Below are 22853 nucleotides of genomic sequence, written 5' to 3' on the forward strand. Positions count from 1 at the left end.
TTGGTCTTAAGAATAGTCTTTCTTAAATGCAAGATACTAAAAACTATCTGAAAATTTACATCTTAAATAAAAATTCAAAATAATTCAATTATTTAACTTACAGGCATTATAATGACTCTAAAAAACAAATCTATTGTTACGGTATTTCTATTATTAATCTCTTTGTTATTGGGTTGTTATCTATCAGGTTTTATCCTACTGCAATGGTTAGGCTTAGATAAAACCCCTTTGCTGCTCACAACATGGTTTAAATACTATAATACATTAGATATTCCTCAAGTTGCCAAATACTCGTTACAGATTAAAACTTCAGGAATTATTGGATTTGGTTTAACCTTTTTGATTGGTCTGATTGGTTTAATTCCCATTTGGCGTACTGCCTCACAAAGTCTTCATGGAGAGGCACGATTTGCCGGAATGGCTGATTTGTCAAAAGCTGGATTTTTTAAACAGACAGATACTTCAATTGTTGTTGGTAAATACAACGGTAAATTATTACATTACAATGGCCAGCAATTCGCCTTATTAGCGGCTCCAACTCGATCTGGTAAAGGTGTCGGCATCGTAATACCGAATCTATTAAGCTATAAAGGATCGGTAGTAGTATTGGATATTAAACAGGAAAACTTCAACTTGACTAGTGGCTACCGCAAAGAGGTGCTAGGCCAGGAAGTATATCTATTTAATCCATTTGCCGAAGATGGTAGGACGCATCGTTGGAATCCGTTTACCTACGTTTCTTCCGATCCGGACCAACGAGTGTCAGACTTGATGTCGATAGCTGCAATGTTGTATCCGGATGGAGATAGTCGTGATAAGTTCTGGGTGGCGCAGGCAAGAAATGCATTTTTGGCATTTTCACTTTATTGTTTTGATGAGCATGAAGCAATGGCTGATTTTTCTGTGGAGGGCAAAGAAAATGAGCCAGCCTGTACATTAGGAAAAATATACCGCCTTTCATCAGGTAATGGAACAGAGCTTAAGGAGTATTTTACATCTTTATCGCAACAACCATATCTCAGTGAGGCTACAAAAACAGCTTTTTCTGGCTTAATTTCTCAAGAAAAAGAAACTTTCGGTTCTATCATGGGGACATTTAAAGAACCTTTAAACCCATGGATTAATCCCGTCATTGATTCCGCTACTTCAGCTGATGATTTTCTGTTAACTGACGTACGTAAAAAGAAAATGACCATCTATATCGGCATTCTTCCCAATAAACTTGCTGAATCAAGGGTCATTGTTAACCTATTTTTCTCTCAACTTATCAACCAGAATACGAAAGAGCTACCTCAGGACAACCCAGATTTGAAACATCAATGTATGCTATTGATGGATGAGTTCACAAGTATTGGTAAAGTTGAAATTATTGCTCATTCCGTCAGCTATATGGCAGGTTACAACATTCGCCTATTTCCGATTATCCAATCAGTCGCCCAGCTGGATGCTGTTTATGGCAAAGAATATGCGCGTACTATTATCACTAACCATGCTTTGCAAATCATCTATACTCCTAGAGAACAGCAGGATGCAAACGAATACTCTGAAATGCTGGGTTATACCACAGTGAAAAGAAAAAATGTCAGCCGTGGACGAGAACGTAGTGTATCGGAAAGCGAAGAACGTCGCGCACTGATGTTGCCGCAAGAGTTAAAGGCAATGAGCCAAGATAAGGAGATTATCCTTTACGAAGGTATGTCACATCCAGCGCAAGTAGGGAAAATCCGTTATTACCAAGATGGGACATTTACCAAACGATTGATGGGGTCAGTAAAGGTTGCCTCGTTAAAAGGAAAACGGTAATAGTAATGAAAGTTTGAGGCCGTCTGAAAATGAAATTTGCAAAATGACTAAAAAGGAATTTATATGAAGCTATCGGCAATTACAGCCATATTAACAGTATGTTTGATGACTTCCTGTACTCCTCAGATTAGCAATAAAAATATTAAGGATTCTTCTAAAACACAAAATATACAACAGGAAACAACTATGGAACAGGTGCGCAATCGTTGCCGAAGTATGTTGCACAAAGTGGAAAATCGGGATGATTTAATTAAGCAGATGTATGATACGGCATTTAAAGATGACTGCCTTTATACGATGTATGCAAGTGAATTACAAGAGATTTGGCAAATACCCGTAATTGAGGCATATGATGATATGCAACATAATCAAGATATTAATTCACCTATAGGTATGTATGTCGTTTTCATGCATACTGAAATTAAATCTAGTTTATATATTACTCAAACAAAAGAGCACCTAGATAAAATAGGTAGCATATTTCCTGAAAATGCATTTCCTAATTTTTTTCCAAAACCTATGACACATAAAATGCCTGAAGGTTCGTATTTAGATTTTGAATATTCAGCCAAAAGAAAAGATAATGATTTAATAAAAGAAAGACTAGATTACTATTGGAGAGAATCAGGCCGTGAAATAATTGCTACTAATTCTGGGGGAGGTGCAATTTTAGCTTTAGAGTTTTGTAGCAATCTTAAAATGAGCCCAATGCCATAAGGAATTTTAGAATGTCAAAGATTATACTGAATAAAAGAGCAGAAGCAGAATTGATGACGCTTGGTTTTCATAAAATAAGATTCAATAATCAAATGTCTGAGCTAGATAGAATAAGACAAAACTCAGAATTAGTGGAGCAAATTAACCATTTCACTAGTAAAGGGGGGCATATTAAACCTGCTCCAAAAAACCGTGAAGGAGCGTATTATGATCCTGAAAATAGAAGTATTCATTTTGAACAAGGTTTCCGATACAGTACCGCTAGAATAATGTCTCATGAAGTAGGACATGCATTAGGTAAACATCAAGCTAAAGCAGCGAGTTACTACAATACTGCTAAGGCTTATGCTCAAGCACGAGGCTATGGAGAAGCTGAGGCGATCTTTAACGAAGCGCGTATGGTCGCTTACGAAGAAAGATATAATGGTAGAGCATATAGTACAGGAATTAGTGGTGATCTTTACCCATACGTTAAAGGTAAGAGTTTTGGAGAGGTTAAAGATCTAATTGCTCGTCAGAATATGTATGGCATGTACCCAAGTAATGGAACTGGATCGATCGGAATGACTTATTATGAAACTGATATTGAATATTTCCTGGATACTCGTACCAATTTTGCCAAAGACTTTTCTGAGGCATTCTTAAGGCCGGAAGATAAACAAGTATTTGTTAAACATATGGCAAATTATGACACTTTTGGAAATAAGGGTAACAATAAAGTCGTTGCTGATGGATCATATAGTCGTGATAGTTTATTAATAGGCAGATCTAAGACTTTCTTAAAAAGTGGTGCATATATGTATGGAGATGCCGGTGATGATATTCTAAAAGGTACTAATCAAAATGACATTTTATTAGGCGGTAGTGGTAATGATGTATTAATTGGTGGTAATGGTAATGATGTTTTAGCCGGTAATTCCGGAAGAGATAAATTATTTGGTGGTAAAGGACATGACAAATATCGTGCTGACAATTCAGATATTATCCGAGATTCAGACGGCAAGGGTGAAGTGTCATTAAATGGCCATATATTACAGGGTGGTGTACGCGATTTATCTAAGCCAGACCGTTTTGTTTACCGCAGTTCTAGAATGGTATATGAATGGGATAGAAATACAGGGACATTAGATGTAAATGGTCTCAAAATTGAAAATTTCAAAAATGGTGATTTAGGAATTCATTTAAAAGAACAAAAAACAGGCCAATATAATGATGTTATTAGAGTACATTCTGCTACGGGAATAGATGGTATTAAGATTTTGCGTCAACCTCGGAATACCAACATGGCTCATGCTCCAGCTCCTAGCAATGGGGATGATATGTACACTAATCAGCCTTTGAATTTGGAAGCAATCCCACAACATGCCCAAAATATCTATCAGCAGAGTAAAAAAATTTTTACTGAATTCTGTAATAAAAAAGATATTATCTACGATGAAAGAAGCTTAGATAATATTGCTATGGCACTGGCTGCTGAAGGGTACGCAAACAAGATGAGAGGTGCATCTCTCATTAATATTAAAGAAAATGGGCATATTCTTATTGGTGATAAGGCTCCTGAATTAAGAACTGCTTCGGTGGATATGCAGAAAGCTGCGGTTACTCCGATAGAGGAGAGTATTATTAAAGTACAAGCAACAACTCAGCAATTTGAATTAGAAACACAACAAAAGCAGTTAACACAAGCCAGAGGGCTGAGTATTTCTTAGGCTAAAATGAAAAATACACCTAAAGTTCAAATATATTGTAATTAAATTTTTGAATAAACTTATTTTAAACATGGATGAATTAAACTCAACAATTTCAGCAGATTTCTTAGATTATCAATACGAAGTATTGGGAATTACCTCTTTCCTGAAAGATCCTGATGTTACAGAAATTTGTATTAATAGGCCGGGAGAGGTATTTCTTGAGACTTCTCGAGGTTGGAAAAAGGTAGAAGTAGATACGCTAAACTTTGATAGGGCACGTCAGTTCTGTACAGCTGTTGTTAATGAAAGTAATACTGGTCAACGAATTACAGAAGCAGAGCCAATGGTGTCATTAACATTTCCAACAGGCCAACGGGCACAATTTGTAATTCCTCCTGCCTGTGATGCAGGAAAAGCTTCAATTACAATCCGTCTACCATCAAAACATACTAAGAGCTTAAGCCAGTATAGCAAAGATGGTTTCTTTAGTCAGATTATTGAATTAAATGGAGAATTGTCTCCTCAAGATAAGGAATTAGTTGAACTGAAAAATAATCGGAATTACGAGGAATTTTTTAAAAAAGCCGTTGAGTATAAAAAAAATATTGTTGTTTCAGGTGCAACTGGTAGCGGTAAGACTACTTTCATGAAAGCGTTAGTTAATCATATTCCTTTAAGCGAGAGACTAATCAGTATTGAAGATGCTAGGGAACTATTTATTCCACATGAGAATGTAGTTCATTTACTTTACTCAAAAGGTGGACAAGGTAGTTCAAATATCACAGCAAAAAGTTGCATGGAGTCCTGTTTACGTATGAAACCAGATAGAATTATTCTGGCCGAGTTACGAGGAGACGAATCGTTTTATTTTATTCGAAATTGTGCATCTGGACACCCAGGATCTATTACAAGTTGTCATGCTGGTAGTACTGAACAGACTTGGGATCAGCTGGCACTAATGGTAAAGGCATCACCGGAAGGAAGTGGTTTAGAGTTTGAAGTTATAAAAAATCTACTCAGGCAAACCATTGATATTGTAGTACATATTAAGGCTTATTCTGGACAACGTTATATTACAGGTATTGATTTTAACCCTATCAAAACTTGATAAAGGGTTTAAAAAGATATATTTTCTGACCTAAAACCTTTATAAGAATCCTCTAAATTATCACTGAGAATATTTAGGGGATTTTTTATAAGCAGCTTCCCCAATTAAGCCATTTGAGCTATGTTTGCTAATTTCATTTCATTTCATTTCATTTCATTTCATTGAAGATAGCGCAGATATTTCATGAGCGGTCGAGTCGATCAGTAGGATCGCTTGATTGATGAGGCCATCTAAATAAATTATAAATTCAACATAATATAAATTATTTTCCTTTTTCCTATTTTTCTACTAATTCCGCTTTTTGTTTCTATCTTTCAAATGAGAATTAATAATACTGATAGTATGTGCATAGTACTTTAAATTTTATTATATAATCAATAGTTTTTAAGAGAAATTAGACTGTTTAATTTTACTGTAATTCTACTTCTTAATTGTTAAGTAGTAGAATAGGGTAAAGAGCAGGAAGCTTAGTATGACCAAGTACCTTTATCTCGCTCTATCACTGATTGGGACTTAATAGAACGGGGCGTAGTAAAGTTTTGAGTTGCCTAAATCCTAATATTTATTTAGTATTCTTTCCGTTAATCACTATTTATCCACCTTTCAGCATTATCTTAGTTAAGATGTCTGGATGCTGTTATAATATAATTCAATAACCACTATTTAGAGTAATGTGGTAAATGCGTTGAAGCATCAAACAGAATGTATCCTGATCAAGTTATCTTAAATTAATATTTAATTTGCTCATGATATTGAATAAGGATTTTACTGATGAAACCTTTTATCCTGCTGCTATCTGCAGCTTTATTGTCAACTTTTAGCCTAAATGCTTGTACGGAGAGAAATAATATGAGTGTCCAAGAACAAACAGAAGCACGTTTCAAATTGAACCCCGAGCCGAAACAACCATACAGGGTCAAGGTTAAGATTAATAATGCACCGGGGCCGATGAAACCTATAAATGATATGTATATTGGTTATGCAGCAAGAAATTGCTCTTATACCATTAGTCGGTTGGCAGGCGCAAAGGCATCTCCTGAAAAAAATATTCCAATCAAAATGAATTTGGTTGGACATGATGAATACGAAGTACTCTTCTATGCTGATGCTGTACTGGATGAAGATTATTTTGGAGAAGGTGTCTGCCAATGGAAACCTGAAAATTTTGGAGCTTCATTTAAGGCGACAGGTAAAAAGGAAGAAACTGAATTCAATATCAGCGATGTAATGGAAAATCTTGAAAAAGAAAAAACACTGACCAAATATTATTGGAAGCGAGGGTATCCGTATCATAAAAATGAAGACGGTTTACCAGATGAAAGAATAGCCCCTGATTTTGGAGAAAATACTTTGGAAGGTTATGGACCGGGACCTCATAATGACAATGATTTTTTTAGTATTACCGTTACTTTAGAGGAAATTAAACCATGAGCCAACTAAGCAAACAACAACATGCCGACCTTGCACAAGATTCCTATGAAAACCGTGTGGTTACCCCTCCTAATAAAACCTTACTTATTGGTGGAAATCATTATAGAGTCCTAGCTGTCCACAAAAATCCGACAACAGACTACCAAGGTGTAGTTTATCAAGATGTCCGTACCAATGAGATTGTTGTCGCCCATAGGGGGACGTCATCTCTGATGGATGCCAAAGTTGATCTGAAAATGGTTATACATAAGGCCAATATCCAGGCAGAAGATGCCGCAAAACTGACTAGGATAGCGCTAAAAGCAGCTAAGGAATTTCACGATGATCACCCTGAGTATAACACCCCTAGAATCACACAAGTTGGTCATTCCTTAGGTGGAACGTTAGCTCAAATTCAATCTTATCGTTTCAAGCAGGAGGGAGTTACCTTTAACGCCTATGGTGCAGCATCTTTAAATGGGATTCCCAAAGGGGGGGATAAAGTAATCAATTACTCATTGGCGTCAGATGCGGTATCAGCTGCATCGCCTCATTACGGTAAAATGGTTATTCTAGCTAAAGAAAAAGAATTAATTATGCTGAAACTTAATGGGTACAGTAATCACGGCGGTATACCTTACTTAAAGGAAACTGTTTCACCAGCTGCTGGATCTCTGTTGTGGTCACACGGTATTGCTAATTTTACCGGTATTAATTCAATACTCTCAGAACGCAATTATCAGCCTGCTTTGGAATTGGCAGAACGCAATAAAAAATTGATAACTGATTATAGGGATGATGTTAATGACTACCGTAACACGTTACATAAGATAGGCAAAGGTTTAAGCAAAACCCAAGAAATGTACCATAAGGTCCGGAAAAATAATGAAGATCCGAACCTGATGTCTTGGAATGATAAGGAAGAGCAGTACAATTTTATGCAGACAGTTGCTTCATTTAACCCACAATCTCTTCCACCTGAGGCACAAAAACTTTTTGATTCTGTCAAAGGGCATATGACCGCTTACCATGAGAAAAACGGTTTGCCTATTGATAAAGAAAAATTCCAAAATTCCGTAATGGCTCTTACTGCTTCAGGGATATCACAAGGAATGACTAATGCCACTCTGTTCAGTGTGCAAAGAGGTCAATATCTAATTGGTGAGCTCAACCCCCATCTAAATCGTGTTGGAATGCATATAAATGAATCTGCATCTATACCAGCAGTAGAAAGTTTGAATCAAATTCAACAAGCTACGCGGCAATTTGAATATGATGAGCAACAAAGACAAGTGGCGCAATCACAGACACGAGGTATAACTTTGTCGTAAGAGAAACAGAAGGTCGTCTAAGTTTTTCAGACGGCCTTTGCTTTATTTTCCTTTGAATATGTTAAGTAGAGAAAACAGAAATTATCAGACTAAAATACCATCAATTTAATTTAACATAATATAAATTATTTTCCTTTTCCCTATTCTTCTACAAATTTCGCTTTTTGTTCCTATATGTCAAATGAGAATTAATGATACTCTAGAAAGAGTGCTCATAGTACTCCAATTTTTAGTATAAAATCAATAGGTTTTAATAGAAATTCGGCTGGTTAATTTTACTGTAACCTTACCATTAATTGTAGCCTGGTGAAATAGAGTAGGGTAAAGATAGTGAATTGTGCCAACTTTGTTTGAACTTATTCAAAACTGTTCAGATGGTCTTATTTCATTAATCCTAGCTTTTTTCTCTCCACAAAATGCAAAGACCATTGTTGATTAGTTATTATCACTTATAACTACTGTCAATCCCTGCATTTTAGTTTCCACCGTTTCTCCTACTTTCTTTCAATCTTTCCTTAATCATGTGTGAACCTTTTCTTTTTCAGTCAATGACGTTTTATTTATTGGAGAAAAGTTTTCACTATCAGCCTTAACAATCACTTTTAAAATGTGCTCCGATAGTCTGTCTCCGCCTGTATGCGGCTTGGGCGACGGTGAGGCTGCATTCGAGCAGGTTGCGGTTTTCGTATTCGGACACGGTGTGCGGCTCGGCTTGGTTTTGTTTCCAAAGCCTCAGTTGGGCGATAGCGCGGCGCAGGTCGGTATCGTTGCGGAGAATGCCTAGATGGTGTTGGTTGAACGCTTGCAGGGTGGGGCGGCTGAATGTGTTTTGAAGGTCGTCTGAAAAGATACCCGCTTCGGAGTAGGGGCGTTCAGACGGCCTTTGGGACGGTACGGCTTGGAATGCTTGTCCATCTGCGACGGGCTGGTATGCCTGCCAGCTTTCGGCGTAGCTGCGGATGAGGTAAGCGTCGTATAAATCGTGGCTGAAGAACGACCAGAACACGGGTTCGTCCTGATAAGTCAGGCTGATGCCGTCGGGTGTATGGAGTTTCAGGTAGCCTTGCGTTTGACGGTCGATATGCAGGGCGAGGCTGTTTGGGGAGGAGGGATGGTGGGGCAGGCTGCTGCTGTATTGTTCCAGAACGGCGTTGAGCGATCGGTAGTGCATGGGGTATCCTTTGAAAGGCGTTCAGCAATAACTGATGACGATCATCGTACTGCCGTCTTTATTGTAGTAATACGCGCCCGCATTGCCCCATGTAAATCGGCGGCATTTGCCTGCTGCCGATGTTTCAATGGAGCAAGGGGCATCGCCCAGCTGCTTATCCAGCCATCGATCAAATTGTTTTCTGCGTTGCAATTCGCGCTCCTCCGACCATGCTGTCCAGCTATTGTCCTCGCCTATCGGGTAGAAGAATATGGATAAGCGCTCCAGCCGCTGCTGCTCGAACCGGGCGGTAAGGGTGTATTGTTCGGATTGCTTGGTAAATGACAAACCGAAAAATGTTATTCCCGTTTGCAGATGATTCGGGCTTGATTTTGGGAAACATGCAATCCAGTCATCAAGCGTGGTTCGTGCACTAATAATATTGCAGTCCGGCAGGATGATGCTGCCGTTTTCAGGGTTTATCTTCATCGGTTTGAATTTCCAAATGTAGTTTTCAGACGACCTGAAGGCAAGCGGAAACAGACGATGAATGTCGCTTGAGCCTTCTTGATTTTTAGGTAGCCTCTTTATCATACATTTCCAGCAACACCTCCGTCAGCCAGTTGAACACCTTTAACACGCGCCCGGAAGTTACTGTGCGTTGCGGGCAGTAGATATAGGGTTGCCACGGGCGGCGCGGGATTTCGGGGAAGAGTTCCACCAGTTTGCCGTTTTGCAGGTGGGTTCGGCACAGATGTTCTGGGATATAGGCGGCAACGCAGCCTAACCAGCGCAGCGGCGAGTTCGTTGGCAGGGTCGTCTGTGATGAAACGGATGTTTTTTGGAAAAACGTGCATTTCTGCGTTGAGCGGCCAGCCCCACGGGCGGTTGGTGTTGGCGTTAATGAGCGACGATGCGGGGAAACGGCCGGTTAATTCGTCTAGGCTTTGCGGCGTGCCGTGGCGGGCGAGATAGGCGGGGGAGGCGACGATTTTGTCGGTGGTGTCGCAGATTTTGCGGACAATCATCAAATCTTCCGCCTGTGTCCCGATGCGGATGCCGATGTCGAGTTGGTTTTCCACCGCGTTAAGTTTGGCGTCGTTGCTGCGCCAATCGATATAAAGTTCGGGATAGTCGGCGCATTTTTCCAGCAGGCGGGCGAGTATGCGGCCGTTATCGTTCCACTGCGGTACGGTAATGCGGACGATGCCGCGTATCTCGTCTTTTTCTCTGGCGGCAGAAAACAGGTTTTCGCTGTCGGCAAGGAGCTGCTGCGCGCGCGGCAGGAAGGCTGCGCCAAACTCGGTCAGGTGGATATTGCGTGTGTTGCGGGTAAAAAGCTGTTCGCCGAGGTGTTGTTCCAATTCGGCAATCACACGCGTTACCACCTGCGGCGAAACGGACAGGCGCAGCGCGATCTCGCGGAATTGCAGGGTCTCGGCGGCGGAGCAGAAGTATTTTAGGGCGTTGAGTTTGTCCATTTTGGATTTTGCAGAATCTCAAATCTTAAGTTTTCTTAAATAATCTACCAATATGTGGACTTTTGTAGAAGGATTTGATTCCTCCTCACTTTCAGCAGCCTTCAACGATTTTGCGGCATTGCTTAACGCTATTTCTAGCTTATCATGTAAAATTTCATATAGATTTTCTGTGTTTTTTTCATACTCATTGCCAAATACCTTTTTCCATTCAGCGTTCAAAGTAGCAACACAGTTATCCCCCGAACTTCTTGTACCACTTCGTGTTATTGGAGCCCGAGAATATTTGAAATGGCACAAATACCAATATTCGAAACTGGGATAAGAAATAATAAGTTCCAGATTCTTATCTTTAATCATGTTCACAGCATTAGAGAAATTCTTATGTTCATCCCTATCTACTACACAATAAACCTTATTAAAAGGCAGATATTCCTTTTGATCCTCTACTTCCTTTAGGGCAGTTTTTATTACTGAAACTGGGTCTGACCCCGTTCCTGAAATAATCTTAATGTTTACTGATGATAACTTTTCAAACTTAATCAGGCTGCGAAAATAAAACTTTTCTGTCTTTTCTCCTTCGCAAACAATTAAAACCAAGTCATAGGCTTCCTTTTTTGGTTCTTCACGCTCCAAACTACGGTTTTTACGTCTTGACATGATTACTCACTCTCCCAAAAATCCTTGGGAAATTCAAAATTACTAATCATAGGTTTTGCACCATAACGACCATGAAGGTAATATTCTTCAATATCTTCGCGGTTAATATGGGGCTTAAAGTCGGTTAATGGATATAAATGAGTTCCTCTATCCTCCTCTTTTTCACAAAACCAAATTTGATCACGACGCAGCAAATCTTTTCTTAATACAGAAGTTTCATGCGTTGTAAAAATTAACTGAGCATTTTTCTTATTGAGTGGAGAGTTGAATAACTTAACCAAGAAACGTACTAAATCAGGATGTAGACTTTTATTTAATTCATCAATTATTAAAACATTTCCATTATGTAAAACAGCTAAAATCAGTCCGGCAAATTCAAATAATTTTTGAGTCCCGTCTGATTCTTCATGTAAAGGAATTTCTGGTGGATTGTCAGTACCATCAAAATATACAAAGAATGTTTCGGTTTTGGCAACAATTGCCTCTTCTATTTCTTTAAGAATTTTATCTTTTACAATCTCAGGGAGTTCCTTTGGAAAATCTTCATGTCGAATTTTAGGTTTTCTAAAAGTAATATCATCAACTTCAATACCTGCAGATTTAAGCAGAGAAATTAAAATAGTTTTTTCTTTATCTGAATTTTTGCATAATGATTTAGATAGTTCATTGCTAATTCTATCAGTACGAACTATTAATATTTCTTCTGAAAGTGATTCATAAATCGGTTTTAATTGTTCACTATTCAAATGAACTGCGCTAGAAAAAAACAACTGGTCCGGACGGGTTTGATTTTTCCAGCTTTCTCTTTCTCCTTTGAAGTAGGTGGACATTTTCCAATCGTAGTCAGATTTTTCTTGCTTGTATTCACGATGAAACCAGTTCTGCTCTTTTCCTTTGGGGTAAACGCTCAACCATTCTTCATAAACCATATTTTTATCGGCAACGAATCCGTAATCTACCCGAGTTTCTTGCAAACTACCTTCTTCATTTGTCAGTGGAACAATAATAGAAATATCATAAAGTGTCGGTTCATTACGGGAAAGCGCATCAAATAAAAAACTTTCCGTTTCAATGGGTCTATTTATCTTTTTACTAAACGAATTTTGAATAATATGAAGCATAGATCCCAATGCCTTAATAACATTGGATTTACCAGAAGCATTAGCACCATAAATGACCGCAGATTTTAATAATTCTGGGGTTGCCGCAGCGGTAGTCTGGAAAAAATTGTCAGGCATTTCATTTCCTGAGCTGCGTACTAAGGACAGGGTTTGCTCCTTTTTAAGGGAGCGAAAATTTTCTGAGATAAATTGAATTAACATGGGCTAAACCTCAAGACAAAGCTATTTTCAGTAAATTTTACCTAAAATTTGGATAATTCTATCACACTAAAACAATTAGAACTAAATTTTTAGGTAAGACATTATTTTTCTGAAGACAACAATGTCACCTGAACCGACTTCAGACGACCTTTCATCTGATTGTTCCATATTCTAGAATTGACAATTCAGATTTTATTCATTGTTTGCCAAACAGTCCATGCGTCGGCAAACACTTTGATTTTCTCATTGACGGCGGGCACTTCGGGAATATCGATGCCGTCGAACAATGCCGCCGATTCTTTGTTTTGTTTGTCTATAAACAGCAGCCGCGCCAAATCCGGGCGGCCGCGCAGAAATTCGGGATTTTGGCGGTAAAGCTCGCGGTATTTCGCCAGCGCGGCCTTCAAATCGTCGCGGAACACCGCCTGATTGGCCTCGGCAAACAGCACTATATCGGGATCGTAAACATCCTGACGGCGATAAATGTCCAACAGCTGAGCCGTTTCCTCTTCGTTTTGCGCGTTGACCGCCTTCATCAGCGACAACGCCAAATCTTCGCCATCCTGCATTTCTCCCGCGCTGAACACAATCGCCGTATTGTCCGCTTCGTTCCTTTCCTGCTGCGCGCGGCGGAGTTCCGTCCCCTGTTTGAGCTGCATGAAGCGGTCTTCCCTGTCGTCGGCAAACGCGTAGGGCAGCAGGCTGATAAAAAAAGGAAGGAGCAAAAGGCGTTTCATAAAATTCTTTCCTGTGTGTCGGACGGCTTTGTTTTTCAGACGACCTTTTCAAAGAAAAGCTGACATTTCATCTTTACCGAGCAAGAGCATTGTTTATTTGAATGAAAGCACCTGCCGGGTCGTCTGAAAATGAGCTTCTCAAGCCCATCGAAACAGCACGCCTTCAAACTCACGGGCCGTTCGGAAAATACCGGCTTAAACGCATTGCGAAGCCCGATATTTCCGAACGGCCCTGTACGATGTGTATTGTGTGTCGGATGATTTGTGTTTTATAGACGGACGGAATGGGAAACGACAAAAACCGTCCGCCTTATCGCATTATGATTCATTATTTGCCGGTTTTCGTACCGCCAAAGGCAGTGTTATAGGCATGGTTTCGACCAAACTCAGCCACACCCGCAATCGCCGCGCCTTGGTTGCCGAAGAAGTGGCCGCGCGTTGCACCTGCTGTTCCGTTTGCCGTAGCATTGCCTGAGAATGAAGCCTCAGCCGTTTTGATAGCGGCATTGTTAATGGCAATAGTCAAACCGGAGTTTTTCAAACTGCCGCTTAGTTTATTGCTGCTAAAGTCGGCTGTCAGCGTACCGTTCAAGACGGCAGAATTTTGCGCGTGGTATTGGTTGATACCTTTGACCGTATAAGTGGCAGTACCCGTAGTCGGCAGATTGGTGGTTCGACCCGTGCCGCTGTAGAAGGCGGTGTAATTCGTACCTTTTGTACCGACAGCCGCACCGGAAGGAACGGCAGACCAGTCGCCGAAGTAAACATCCATATTACCGACTTTGGAATAAGATAAACGGCCTAAATGGGAATGGTCGGGCATTCTTGGAATATTGTCCCAAACAATACCTTTCATACGGTACAGATTCGCGACCGTAACGCCGTTTTTGTCTTTACCCAAAATGCTGTGAGCGAACGTTTTGACAAAAAATCGATTTGCCGTCGCATCAATTTTAGCAAAAGAAACAGGCTGATTATTAGCAAGACCATTTTTATTTGTCGTTTTTGCATTTGAGTCAACCACATTAATGGCTGCTTTACCGAAATTCGCGTCGTTTTGGTTAGTCTCCACTGTCGGGACAATATGCTTAACCCCTTTTACATTATTTAAAGAGAAGCCTGAAGCTGGATTGGCAGCAAACGCAGAAGAAGCGGCAAACGCAACACTCAATACCGCAACGGTTTTTACGAGTTTCATAATTCACTCCAAAATAAAAATTTACAAAATCAACGAATTTTCTTAAGAAGAATCTGAATCAAACTTACAAATCTACCCTCTTGGAAAAGTAAGGTAAGTATGTTCCTATTTTATAAAATAGAAAAATAAATTATTATCATTCCTGAGAATTTATATTTTGCTAATATCAGAATTTCGATAATTGAATCTAGAAACTATTTTAGAACTTGCCCGTAATCCCTATCCTGATGGTTCTACCTGGTGCAGGCAGGTAAGAACGGCTCATCGGGTCGAGGTAGTAGCGGTTGGTCAGGTTGCTGCCCACCAGTTCGGCAGTCAGGTTCTTGCCGATTTTGTAGCGCAGGTAGGCATCCCATACCGCAACAGGCTGCCAGCGCATATCGTTATATTGGGGTTTATGATTAGTTCCCCTATATTGATTGAATATGTTGTAGTGAGGCTGCCATGCATCGTTGCGGTTTTCATAGACGCGGCTGTGGTAATGAAGGCGCACGCCTGTTTCCAGCCTGTTGGCAAGAAAGCGGCTGCCCAATTCGGCATCTATCGACCAGCGCGGTTGGAGCGCGCTTGCCAGATAGCCCGAATCGCTCAAACCTCCGTGATTGCAGACAGGGCGGCTCATGGTTTTGCCTGTTTCGGCAAAATATGTTGCATCGACATCTCCCACTGTTACAGACGACCATTGGAAGGTTTCGTCGCACATTTTGTTTTTCAGACTGCGGAATACGTTCAGGCTACCGAAAACGCGTCCGGTATCGAAGCGGGTGGACAGCTCGGCACCACTGCGGATTTGCCTGTCGAATTGTTCGAATTCGAGATTGTCATCCCTGTCGATAACGTTTTTGGTCTTGTTATGGAAGTAGTTAATGCGGAAATCCGCTTTTTTCATTTTCGGTAACAGTCCCGTCAAATCATGAATGTAGCCGACTTCCCAGTTTTTGGCGTGTTCAGGCCGCCAGCCATAGCCCATGCGGTTGAATGAACCGGCAGCAGTAGAAAAGCCGTAAGTCCCTTCAAAAATGCTGGGGTAGCGAAGGGTTTCGGTATAGCGCAAATAGGCGCGGCTGGAGTCGGTAAAATGGACGGTGGCGGAAAATGCGGGAACCCAACCGCTGCCTTTCTGCTTCATTGCCCTCTGTCTCTCTGCTTCGGTCATTGGTGTTGTATAAACAGCACCATCGACACCGTAATATTTGGGCACGAATTGGGGGCTGTCGGGAATGGTGGGATCATAAACAGGGTTTGGAACTTGAGCGTGCAGATCGGGAATGCTGCCGTTGGTAAGGGGATGGTCTTTCATATTCAGACGACCTTTATCGTCTTTCAACCAATAGAAATCCACCTTTTCATTAGGATTGACCCATTTTTCGCGTTCAACTGTCAAAGTCGGAATAAATTGTGAATTGACGCTGAACTGGTTTAGCGAAATCTGCTTATATTTTTTCAATTGTTCTGCATATTCATCTTTGGCATATAAGTCTCCCCAATCCAAACTGCCGTCTGCCAACGCATCGTCAATTGCCTTGTAATCCGCGTATTCTTGCGGAGTCGCCACCCTGCCGACCGAATATTTCATCCCCCTGTTCATTTCCAGCGGGCGACCATATTTGTTCTTACCGCTTTCCAAGCGTTTGCTTTTGTCCTAAAGCTGGAAATTCGTGTACCGTCCTCCCGCCGTCAACGTCAGCCAGCGGAACGGCTCGTAGCGGAAATTGAAGCCCAGATTGTATTCACGCCGCTTGCCGTTTCGAGGTACGCCATATTGGTTCAATTCATAATTTGCCCTGATGGTGCTGTTTTCGAGTTCTTCACGATATTTGTCGTATCCTCCCCGCTCCAGCTCGTCTGAAAAATCATTGCGCGACGTCAGTTTTTCGTTTTGAAAATCGCCCATCAAGGTCAACGACAGTTTGTCGTTCAATTTCATACGGTTGGAGAATTGAAAACCTGTACGGTTGTTACGGGCGTAATAGGCATTGCCTTCAATGGTGTTGAAGCGTCCGTTGGTATTGGGCGTTTCGGGTTTGGGCGGTTTTGGGGCTTCAAAGCCTGCATCCAGCAATTCTCGACGTTCTTCGGGCGTAGCTTTTTGCCATCTGTCGTACTCATCCCATGCTATTTGAAATTTGTTGTCCTCATAAACGGTATCGCCGGGCGAGCCGCCTGCGGTATTGGTTTTGGAATTGGTGCGAGTTGTCCAAAGCGTGGCATCGAAATCTATCCAACGGCTGCCCTCGGGCTTCCACGAATAGTCGATATTGTAGGAACGCTGTTTTACCCATGCCTGCGGCCATTCGGCAATTTTGTTGAGGACGGACGCATCCCAACTGATGGGGCCGATAATGCGCGAAGGCATGATTTCGCCGAACGTGGAATCGGTATGGCGCAGGCCGAATTTGAGCGTTTGGCGGTTCGGCAGACGGAAGGTGGTTTTACCTACCCATGATTTGGTTTCGAGCGAAGTATTGGTTACCTCTCCGCCCGGATGATAAAAAAGTCCGATACGGGCAATATCGGGCGCGCCCAGCATGTTTTCACTGCCGTAAAATTTTTCGCCCTTGGCAGCGGCTTCTTCTTGACGACGTTTTAATTCGTCTAAAGTTTCTTGTGTCCAAGGACCGATATAACCGTAACGTTCCGCCCCTTTTTTGCCGGAAAAATAATTGCCTTTACTGCGGTAGGCATAGGCGAGCATGGCATCGAAATTGTCCTGCTTGGTGGCGGCGGCAATGCGGTAGGCTTTATCCTCCCCAAATTTATTGCGTCCGTTGAAACGCTGGTCGATTCGGTCGGTATCGTCAAAAAACGAACGCCAAATACCGCCTGTTGCTACTGCGGGAACAGGCAAGGTTCGATAATCGACTGAATGTTCATAAGCGTTCTCACGCCTTGTGATGGAATTATTGGCAGCCTCCGCCTTCACTTCAAATCCGTATTTCTGCTCTTCGGGGACAATATCGTCGGCATCGATGGTTTTCAGGGCGACGGAGCCGCCTATGCCGCTTTTCATATCACGGCTGAACGAAGGGCCTTTTTCGATGGAAACGCTGCTGATGATGTTGGGGTCGACGTAGTTGCGGTTGTTTGCGCCTGCGTAGCCGCGCCAGACGGTAATCGCCTGCTCGGTGCCGTCGATGGTAACGGGAATCCGTCCCTGCCCCTGCACGCCGCGTATATTGGGATCCAGCGCGCCGCTGTTGCGCGCGTCGCCGCTGTACACGCCGGACATACCGCTTAAAAGGTCGGATACGGTGTTGCCTTTGAAGGTTTCAACTTCGTTTTTGCCTTTGTAAAGATTGACGATTTCGCGGGCATAAACTCGGTTTTTACCGATTTCGTCTTTATTGCGCGTGCCTTTGACAGTGATGGTATCGAGAATAACTGTCGAATTATCTGCAGCATAAACGGTAGGTGCAAAACCAATGGCGGCGATACAGGCGGAGAGGGTAGTAATTTTGATCGGTTGCATAGAATGTATCCATATAGCTTGATTGCTAAGGCCGTCTGAACAAGACAGACCGAAAATAGATGCGATTACACTCTGACTGAATGTATGTAAATAAGTTTGATTATTATTTATAATTTTGTGAAATTCTAACTAATTTTTAATAATATGGATATGTTTTTTGAGTTTGAAGTAAATAGAAGGATGAGGGATAAGAGGAACAAATAAAAACTTGTTTGAAAATTTCAGATAGCTTTTGATTCGGATTTCAAATGCAACACTCGGGCACCAGTGGTTGGAACATATTTAAAAATAAAATACTTGGCGTTTCGTAAGCTAAATGTTTTTTCGGCGATGAGCTTTTCTGATTTTTGCCGATGAAGGTGTCGGCTTCCCAATTGTCGATGTGAGATTTTTGGTCAAGATGGCGGATGGGTTTTCTACGCCGACGAGGTCGGGCACTTTGCCCCTGGTTCATGAATTACTGATTTAGCTGCGTCATACTATATTTTGCGATTCGAAATGGTTGTTAGTGCTGTCTTACGGTTTCTAAACTTGCAAAAACCGCCTATTTGTTTTATAAATAAAAACCATTTTTATTCAAATAATAAGGTTATGTAATGAAAAAGAAAGCGATTGCCTGTGTAGTAGGGGCAGTTTTTTCCGGACATTTATATGCGGCTCAGATGCCGGTAGAGCAGGCCGAAATAGAGCCTGTGGTGGTCACGGCTGACCGTAATGTGCAAACCTTGGATAAAGCCGCGCCGAATGTGTCGGTTATCGGACGCAAAACCTTGAATCAAGCCTCGGCGCAGAATTTGGACGATATTGTAATGTACGAACCCGGCGTCAGCGTGCCGTCTGACAACAACCGCCGTGGCCATGCGGGCATTAATATCCGGGGCATAGACGGCAACCGCATTCTGATGATGGTGGACGGCGTGCGTATTCCCGAATCTTATGCAGGCGGCGGCTCCAACGGCGCGATTTCGGGGCGTGATATGGTCGAAAGCGACACGCTCAAGCAGGTCGATATTGTCAAAGGCCCTTATTCAGCGCTGTACGGCAGCGACGCGCTCGGCGGTGTGGTGAACATGGTGACGCTTTCTCCGAGTGATTTCGTCGATGAAGGCAAACGCGGTCATTTCGGTTTGAAACACGGCTACCGCAGCCGCGACCGCAGCCATGGGGTTACGGCGACTGTGGCAGGTTTCCATGAAAACGCCGAAGGTCTGCTGATGCTGACGCGCCGCCAAGGTCATGAAACCGAAAACATGGGCAGCGATACCAGCTACTCGACTGCGCGTACGGCTACCAACCCGCAGAAAAACAATGCCTACAATATCTTGGCGAAAGGCAATATCGGCAACGAACACCACCGCTTTGAAACTTTGTACGAACAGTATTACCACGCCAACGATACAGTATTGGCAAACGGCTTGGGTTCGCAATCGCGCGGGCCGGTAACCATCGCAACATCTGAGAGCAACGCCCGAGACCGCATCCGCCGTCAACGTATCGAAGCAGGCTACCGCTACACTGGCGAAGGCCGTCTGAAAGAAGCAAACCTGATTGCCTATCAGCAAAAACTGCGTACAGAAGACGATACCGTCGATATCAGCATGACGCGCATGGGCGCGCGTCTATTAGGTAACTCGACCCGTTATTCCGACTACGGTTTCAATCAGACCATACGCGGGCTGAACGGGCGCGGCGTGTGGGAATTTGACGGTGCGGTCAAACAAAGCGTCGTTGCCGGTGCCGAATACAAACACACTGAAACCGCCCGTCCGCGTGACAGCCTGACAGTGGACAACCTGACCGGCGCCGTCAGCAAAGTCTATGCAGGCAGCACCTATCCGAATAAAACCTTCCCCGACAGCAAGCGCAAAACGTTTAGCGTTTACGCCCAAGACAGCCTGACTTTCGGTAACGGAATCGTCCTGACCCCGGCCCTGCGTTACGAAAAAGACAAGCTGAACACTTCGACCGATCAAGCCTATCTCAATGCCAACCCCAGCGGAACAGCGACACGCTTCAGCGATTCCGCGCTCACGCCCAGCCTGCGCCTGAGCGTACCGATGGGTGAGCAGTTCACCGGCTTTGCTACTTATTCCCAAGGCTTCCGTACGCCGCCGTTTGACAGCGCGACCATGGCGTTTGCCAATACGACCTACGGCTATGCCGTCATCCCGAATGCGAATCTCAAATCTGAACGCTCCAACAGCTTCGAACTGGGCATGAAGTTCAAAAACGAACGCGCCCGCGCGCAAGTTACCGCGTTCTACAACCGTTACCGCAACTTCATCGACCGCACCGAAGTCGGTACTTCCATTATAGGCGGCCGCCCAATTATCCAGTACCAATATCAAAACCTGGATAGGGTCAAAACCTACGGCGCAGAAGCCTCTGCCGCCTACAAATTCCTGCCGGGCTGGCAGGTTTCCGGCAGCATCGCTTGGATGCGCGGCAAGCAGCAGGACGGCACGCCTCTGGATTCTGCTTATCCGCTCAACGGCGTTTTGGGTTTGGATTACACGCAGGAAAAATGGGGTGTCGGCACCAAGCTGCGCTGGTTGAAAAAACACAGCCGCGTCAGCAGCGACACTGTTTTCCAAGCGCCGGGTTACGGCGTATGGGATGTCGGCGCGTGGTATAAGCCGTTTAAAAACCTCGAAATCGGTGCAAACATTTATAACGTCGGCAACAAAAAATACTGGCAGCACGCAGATGTTGCCGGCATGAGCCGCTCAAGCGTGATGGACTTGTACACCGAAAGCGGCCGCAATTTCGCCGCAACTGTACAACTGAAGTTCTAATGTGATTCAACCGTTTTCAGACTGCCTGAGAAAGCGAGCAGGCCGTCTGAAAGCATTCGACAAGGAAAAACAATGAAACTTAAACTCCTCCTGCTTTCCGCGTTTATTTCGTTGGCCGGCACTGCACACGCGCAACGCATCGTTGTATTAACCCCCGATACGGCAGACATTGTTGCCGCGCTCGGCGCGTTGGACGAAATCGTTGGCCGCGATCAGACCGTTCAAAATCCGGCGTTGAAAAACAAGCCCAGTATCGGCATTCATCGCCGTCTGACGGTTGAACCGATTGTAGCCGTCAAACCCGACATTGCCATCGGTTCATGGATGGCGCAGCCTGCCGATATTTTTGCCCACCTGCAAAAAGTAGGCATTAAAGCCGTCAATGTCGCACCCGACGACAGCATTGCCGCCTATCCGCAAAGTATCCGCAACATCGGTCAGCTTATCGGCAAAAGCGCACAGGCGGACAGGTTGGCCAGCAAGTGGCAGGCGGATATGAAACAGCAGCCTTCCAGCGGCAAACGCTACCTCTTCAGCTACGACGGGCGCATCGTATCGGGCAAGAATACTGCTGCTGACGAAATCATCCGCCGTGCCGGCGGTATCAATGCCGCAGCCGCCATTGACGGCCTCAAACCGATGACGCGTGAGGCATGGATTGCGGCCAAACCCGACATCATCATTATTGCCGACCACAACACTGCCATGATAGGCAACGTCAAAACCTTTGCCGCACGTCCCGAAATCGCCGGCTTGCCTGCCGCGAAAAACGGCAAAATTTATTTGTGGAAGGCCAACGATATGTTCCGTTACGGGCTGGATACGCCGCAAGTGATTCAGCGTTTGCACGGTTTGGCGAAATAAACGCGCCTGATTTGAAAAAACTGCCCGATTTTTGTTTTCAGACGGCCTTGATGTGTTCCTTCTTGTTGAGGAGGCAAAACGGCTGTCTTAAAAATGCCGTCTGAAACCGTTCCTCAATCCGCTTGAACCGCATGATGTCATGAAACCGCATACCCTTACCCTCTGCCTGCTGCTTACTGCCGCCGCCGTTTATTTGTGCTGCGGCATCGGTTTTGGCGCGTGGGAGTCGCCGCTGGCGATGGATGAAACCGTCCGCCAAATTCGTTTACCACGCATCTATACCGCGCTTTTGGTCGGAGCCGGTTTGTCCGCTTCGGGGGCGGCATTGCAGGCTTTATTTGAGAACCCGCTGGCCGATCCGAGTTTGATCGGGACATCGGGCGGTGCGGCCTTGGGCGTGATTGTGCTATTGGCTTTGGGCGGTGGCGCGATGGGTGTGCCGGCGGCGGCTTTTCTCGGTGCATTGGGTGTGTGCCTGCTAATTTTGGCGGTGCACAAACTGCTCGGCGGCGGTACTTTGGGATTGCTGGTGTTGGGGTTTGTGTTGAGCGCGTTTTCGGGCGCGGTGGTCAGCATGATTTTGTTTTTATCTGACGATTTGGTATTGCGCAGCGCGACCACATGGCTGTCGGGCAGCCTTGCCGAAGCTGGTTTCTCATCGCCTGTCGCGGCAATCGCGGTCATGTTGCCCGGTTTTCTGATTTTGCTGTCCGCAGGCAGGCGGCTGGACGTTTTGATGACGGGAGAAGACACGGCTGCCAGTATGGGGGTGTCGGTCGGGACATTGCGTGTACAAACCGTAATCGGCGCGGCATTGATGACGGGGGCGGCGGTATCGCTTTCGGGCATCATCGGTTTTCTCGGCATGATGATCCCCAATGTACTGGCGCAAACCGTCGGCGGCAGCCGCCGCAAACTGATTGCGCTGTCGGCTTGGTTGGGCGCAGTGTTTTTGATGGTGGTGGACGGAGCGGCGCGCTGGCTGACATACCCTGTCGATCTGCCGGTCGGTATCGTGATTGCCTTATTGGGCGGACCGTTTTTTATGTATTTGTTTATCAAGCCTTTGAAAAGCCGTTGATGCCTGAATAGGCCGTCTGAAACTTCATTGCCCATATCT

At 43.8% G+C, this 22853-nt stretch carries 14 protein-coding genes and 4 pseudogenes; 9 read left to right on the forward strand and 9 right to left on the reverse strand.

Going from position 1 to position 22853, the window contains the following annotated elements; genetic code table 11:
- Positions 1-111 precede the first annotated feature (111 nt).
- The 6 genes from ACTHUF_RS00435 (at position 112) to ACTHUF_RS00460 (ending at position 8060) form a co-directional block, all read left to right on the forward strand.
- Positions 112-1803 (forward strand): type IV secretory system conjugative DNA transfer family protein, encoded by a 1692-nt coding sequence (locus tag ACTHUF_RS00435; RefSeq protein ID WP_049349713.1) that lies wholly within the window; start codon positions 112-114, stop codon positions 1801-1803.
- A gap of 63 nt (positions 1804-1866) precedes the next feature.
- Positions 1867-2520 (forward strand): hypothetical protein, encoded by a 654-nt coding sequence (locus ACTHUF_RS00440; RefSeq protein ID WP_239667757.1) that lies wholly within the window; start codon positions 1867-1869, stop codon positions 2518-2520.
- 11 nt (positions 2521-2531) lie between these two features.
- Positions 2532-4229, forward strand: a complete 1698-nt coding sequence (locus ACTHUF_RS00445) for a calcium-binding protein (RefSeq protein ID WP_314552648.1) — start codon at positions 2532-2534, stop codon at positions 4227-4229.
- A gap of 70 nt (positions 4230-4299) precedes the next feature.
- Complete coding sequence (virB11, locus tag ACTHUF_RS00450) at positions 4300-5319, forward strand: P-type DNA transfer ATPase VirB11 (RefSeq protein ID WP_315093470.1); 1020 nt, start codon at positions 4300-4302, stop codon at positions 5317-5319.
- Positions 5320-6090: 771 nt separating this feature from the next.
- Positions 6091-6750: a hypothetical protein gene (locus ACTHUF_RS00455; protein ID WP_239667758.1), complete on the forward strand. Its 660-nt coding sequence runs from the start codon at positions 6091-6093 to the stop codon at positions 6748-6750.
- A complete protein-coding gene (locus ACTHUF_RS00460; protein ID WP_440406641.1) occupies positions 6747-8060 on the forward strand; it encodes a lipase family protein in 1314 nt (437 codons plus the stop codon). The genes ACTHUF_RS00455 and ACTHUF_RS00460 overlap by 4 nt, the downstream gene beginning before the upstream one ends.
- A gap of 589 nt (positions 8061-8649) precedes the next feature.
- On the opposite strand, the pseudogene ACTHUF_RS00465 reads toward ACTHUF_RS00460, so the two are convergent.
- From ACTHUF_RS00465 to ACTHUF_RS00505, 9 genes and pseudogenes are all read right to left on the reverse strand, one after another.
- Positions 8650-8994: pseudogene (locus tag ACTHUF_RS00465) on the reverse strand (L-aspartate oxidase); the annotation flags it as partial.
- A gap of 258 nt (positions 8995-9252) precedes the next feature.
- Positions 9253-9699 carry a hypothetical protein gene (locus tag ACTHUF_RS00470; RefSeq protein ID WP_314552779.1) on the reverse strand — a complete coding sequence of 149 codons (447 nt, stop codon included), beginning with the start codon at positions 9697-9699 and terminating at the stop codon, positions 9253-9255.
- A 101-nt stretch (positions 9700-9800) separates the two neighbouring features.
- A complete protein-coding gene (locus tag ACTHUF_RS00475) occupies positions 9801-10691 on the reverse strand; it encodes a LysR family transcriptional regulator (protein WP_440406643.1) in 891 nt (296 codons plus the stop codon).
- An 18-nt stretch (positions 10692-10709) separates the two neighbouring features.
- Positions 10710-11348, reverse strand: coding sequence for an RloB family protein (locus ACTHUF_RS00480; protein WP_009174877.1), 639 nt, complete (start codon positions 11346-11348; stop codon positions 10710-10712).
- A 2-nt stretch (positions 11349-11350) separates the two neighbouring features.
- On the reverse strand, positions 11351-12670 hold the full coding sequence (locus ACTHUF_RS00485; protein ID WP_039851061.1) for an AAA family ATPase: 1320 nt from the start codon (positions 12668-12670) through the stop codon (positions 11351-11353).
- Between the two features lie 218 nt (positions 12671-12888).
- Positions 12889-13407: pseudogene (locus ACTHUF_RS00490) on the reverse strand (surface lipoprotein assembly modifier); the annotation flags it as partial.
- A 328-nt stretch (positions 13408-13735) separates the two neighbouring features.
- A complete protein-coding gene (locus ACTHUF_RS00495) occupies positions 13736-14605 on the reverse strand; it encodes a Slam-dependent surface lipoprotein (protein WP_295701312.1) in 870 nt (289 codons plus the stop codon).
- Positions 14606-14804: 199 nt separating this feature from the next.
- Positions 14805-18074 (reverse strand): annotated as a pseudogene (locus tag ACTHUF_RS00500) (TonB-dependent receptor domain-containing protein).
- A gap of 331 nt (positions 18075-18405) precedes the next feature.
- Positions 18406-18524 (reverse strand): annotated as a pseudogene (locus tag ACTHUF_RS00505) (IS30 family transposase); the annotation flags it as partial.
- A gap of 146 nt (positions 18525-18670) precedes the next feature.
- Here ACTHUF_RS00505 and ACTHUF_RS00510 point away from each other — a divergent pair.
- The 3 genes from ACTHUF_RS00510 to ACTHUF_RS00520 all read left to right on the forward strand — a co-directional run bounded on the left by ACTHUF_RS00510 (position 18671) and on the right by ACTHUF_RS00520 (position 22814).
- Entirely contained in the window at positions 18671-20869 is a 2199-nt protein-coding gene (locus tag ACTHUF_RS00510; RefSeq protein ID WP_440406646.1) for a TonB-dependent hemoglobin/transferrin/lactoferrin family receptor, read from the forward strand.
- Between the two features lie 72 nt (positions 20870-20941).
- A complete protein-coding gene (locus ACTHUF_RS00515) occupies positions 20942-21733 on the forward strand; it encodes a heme/hemin ABC transporter substrate-binding protein (protein ID WP_440406648.1) in 792 nt (263 codons plus the stop codon).
- Between the two features lie 139 nt (positions 21734-21872).
- Positions 21873-22814: a FecCD family ABC transporter permease gene (locus ACTHUF_RS00520; RefSeq protein WP_440406650.1), complete on the forward strand. Its 942-nt coding sequence runs from the start codon at positions 21873-21875 to the stop codon at positions 22812-22814.
- The last annotated feature ends 39 nt before the right edge of the window (positions 22815-22853 follow it).

Source organism: Neisseria sp. P0024.S006 (assembly GCF_051956595.1).
GTDB lineage: Bacteria > Pseudomonadota > Gammaproteobacteria > Burkholderiales > Neisseriaceae > Neisseria.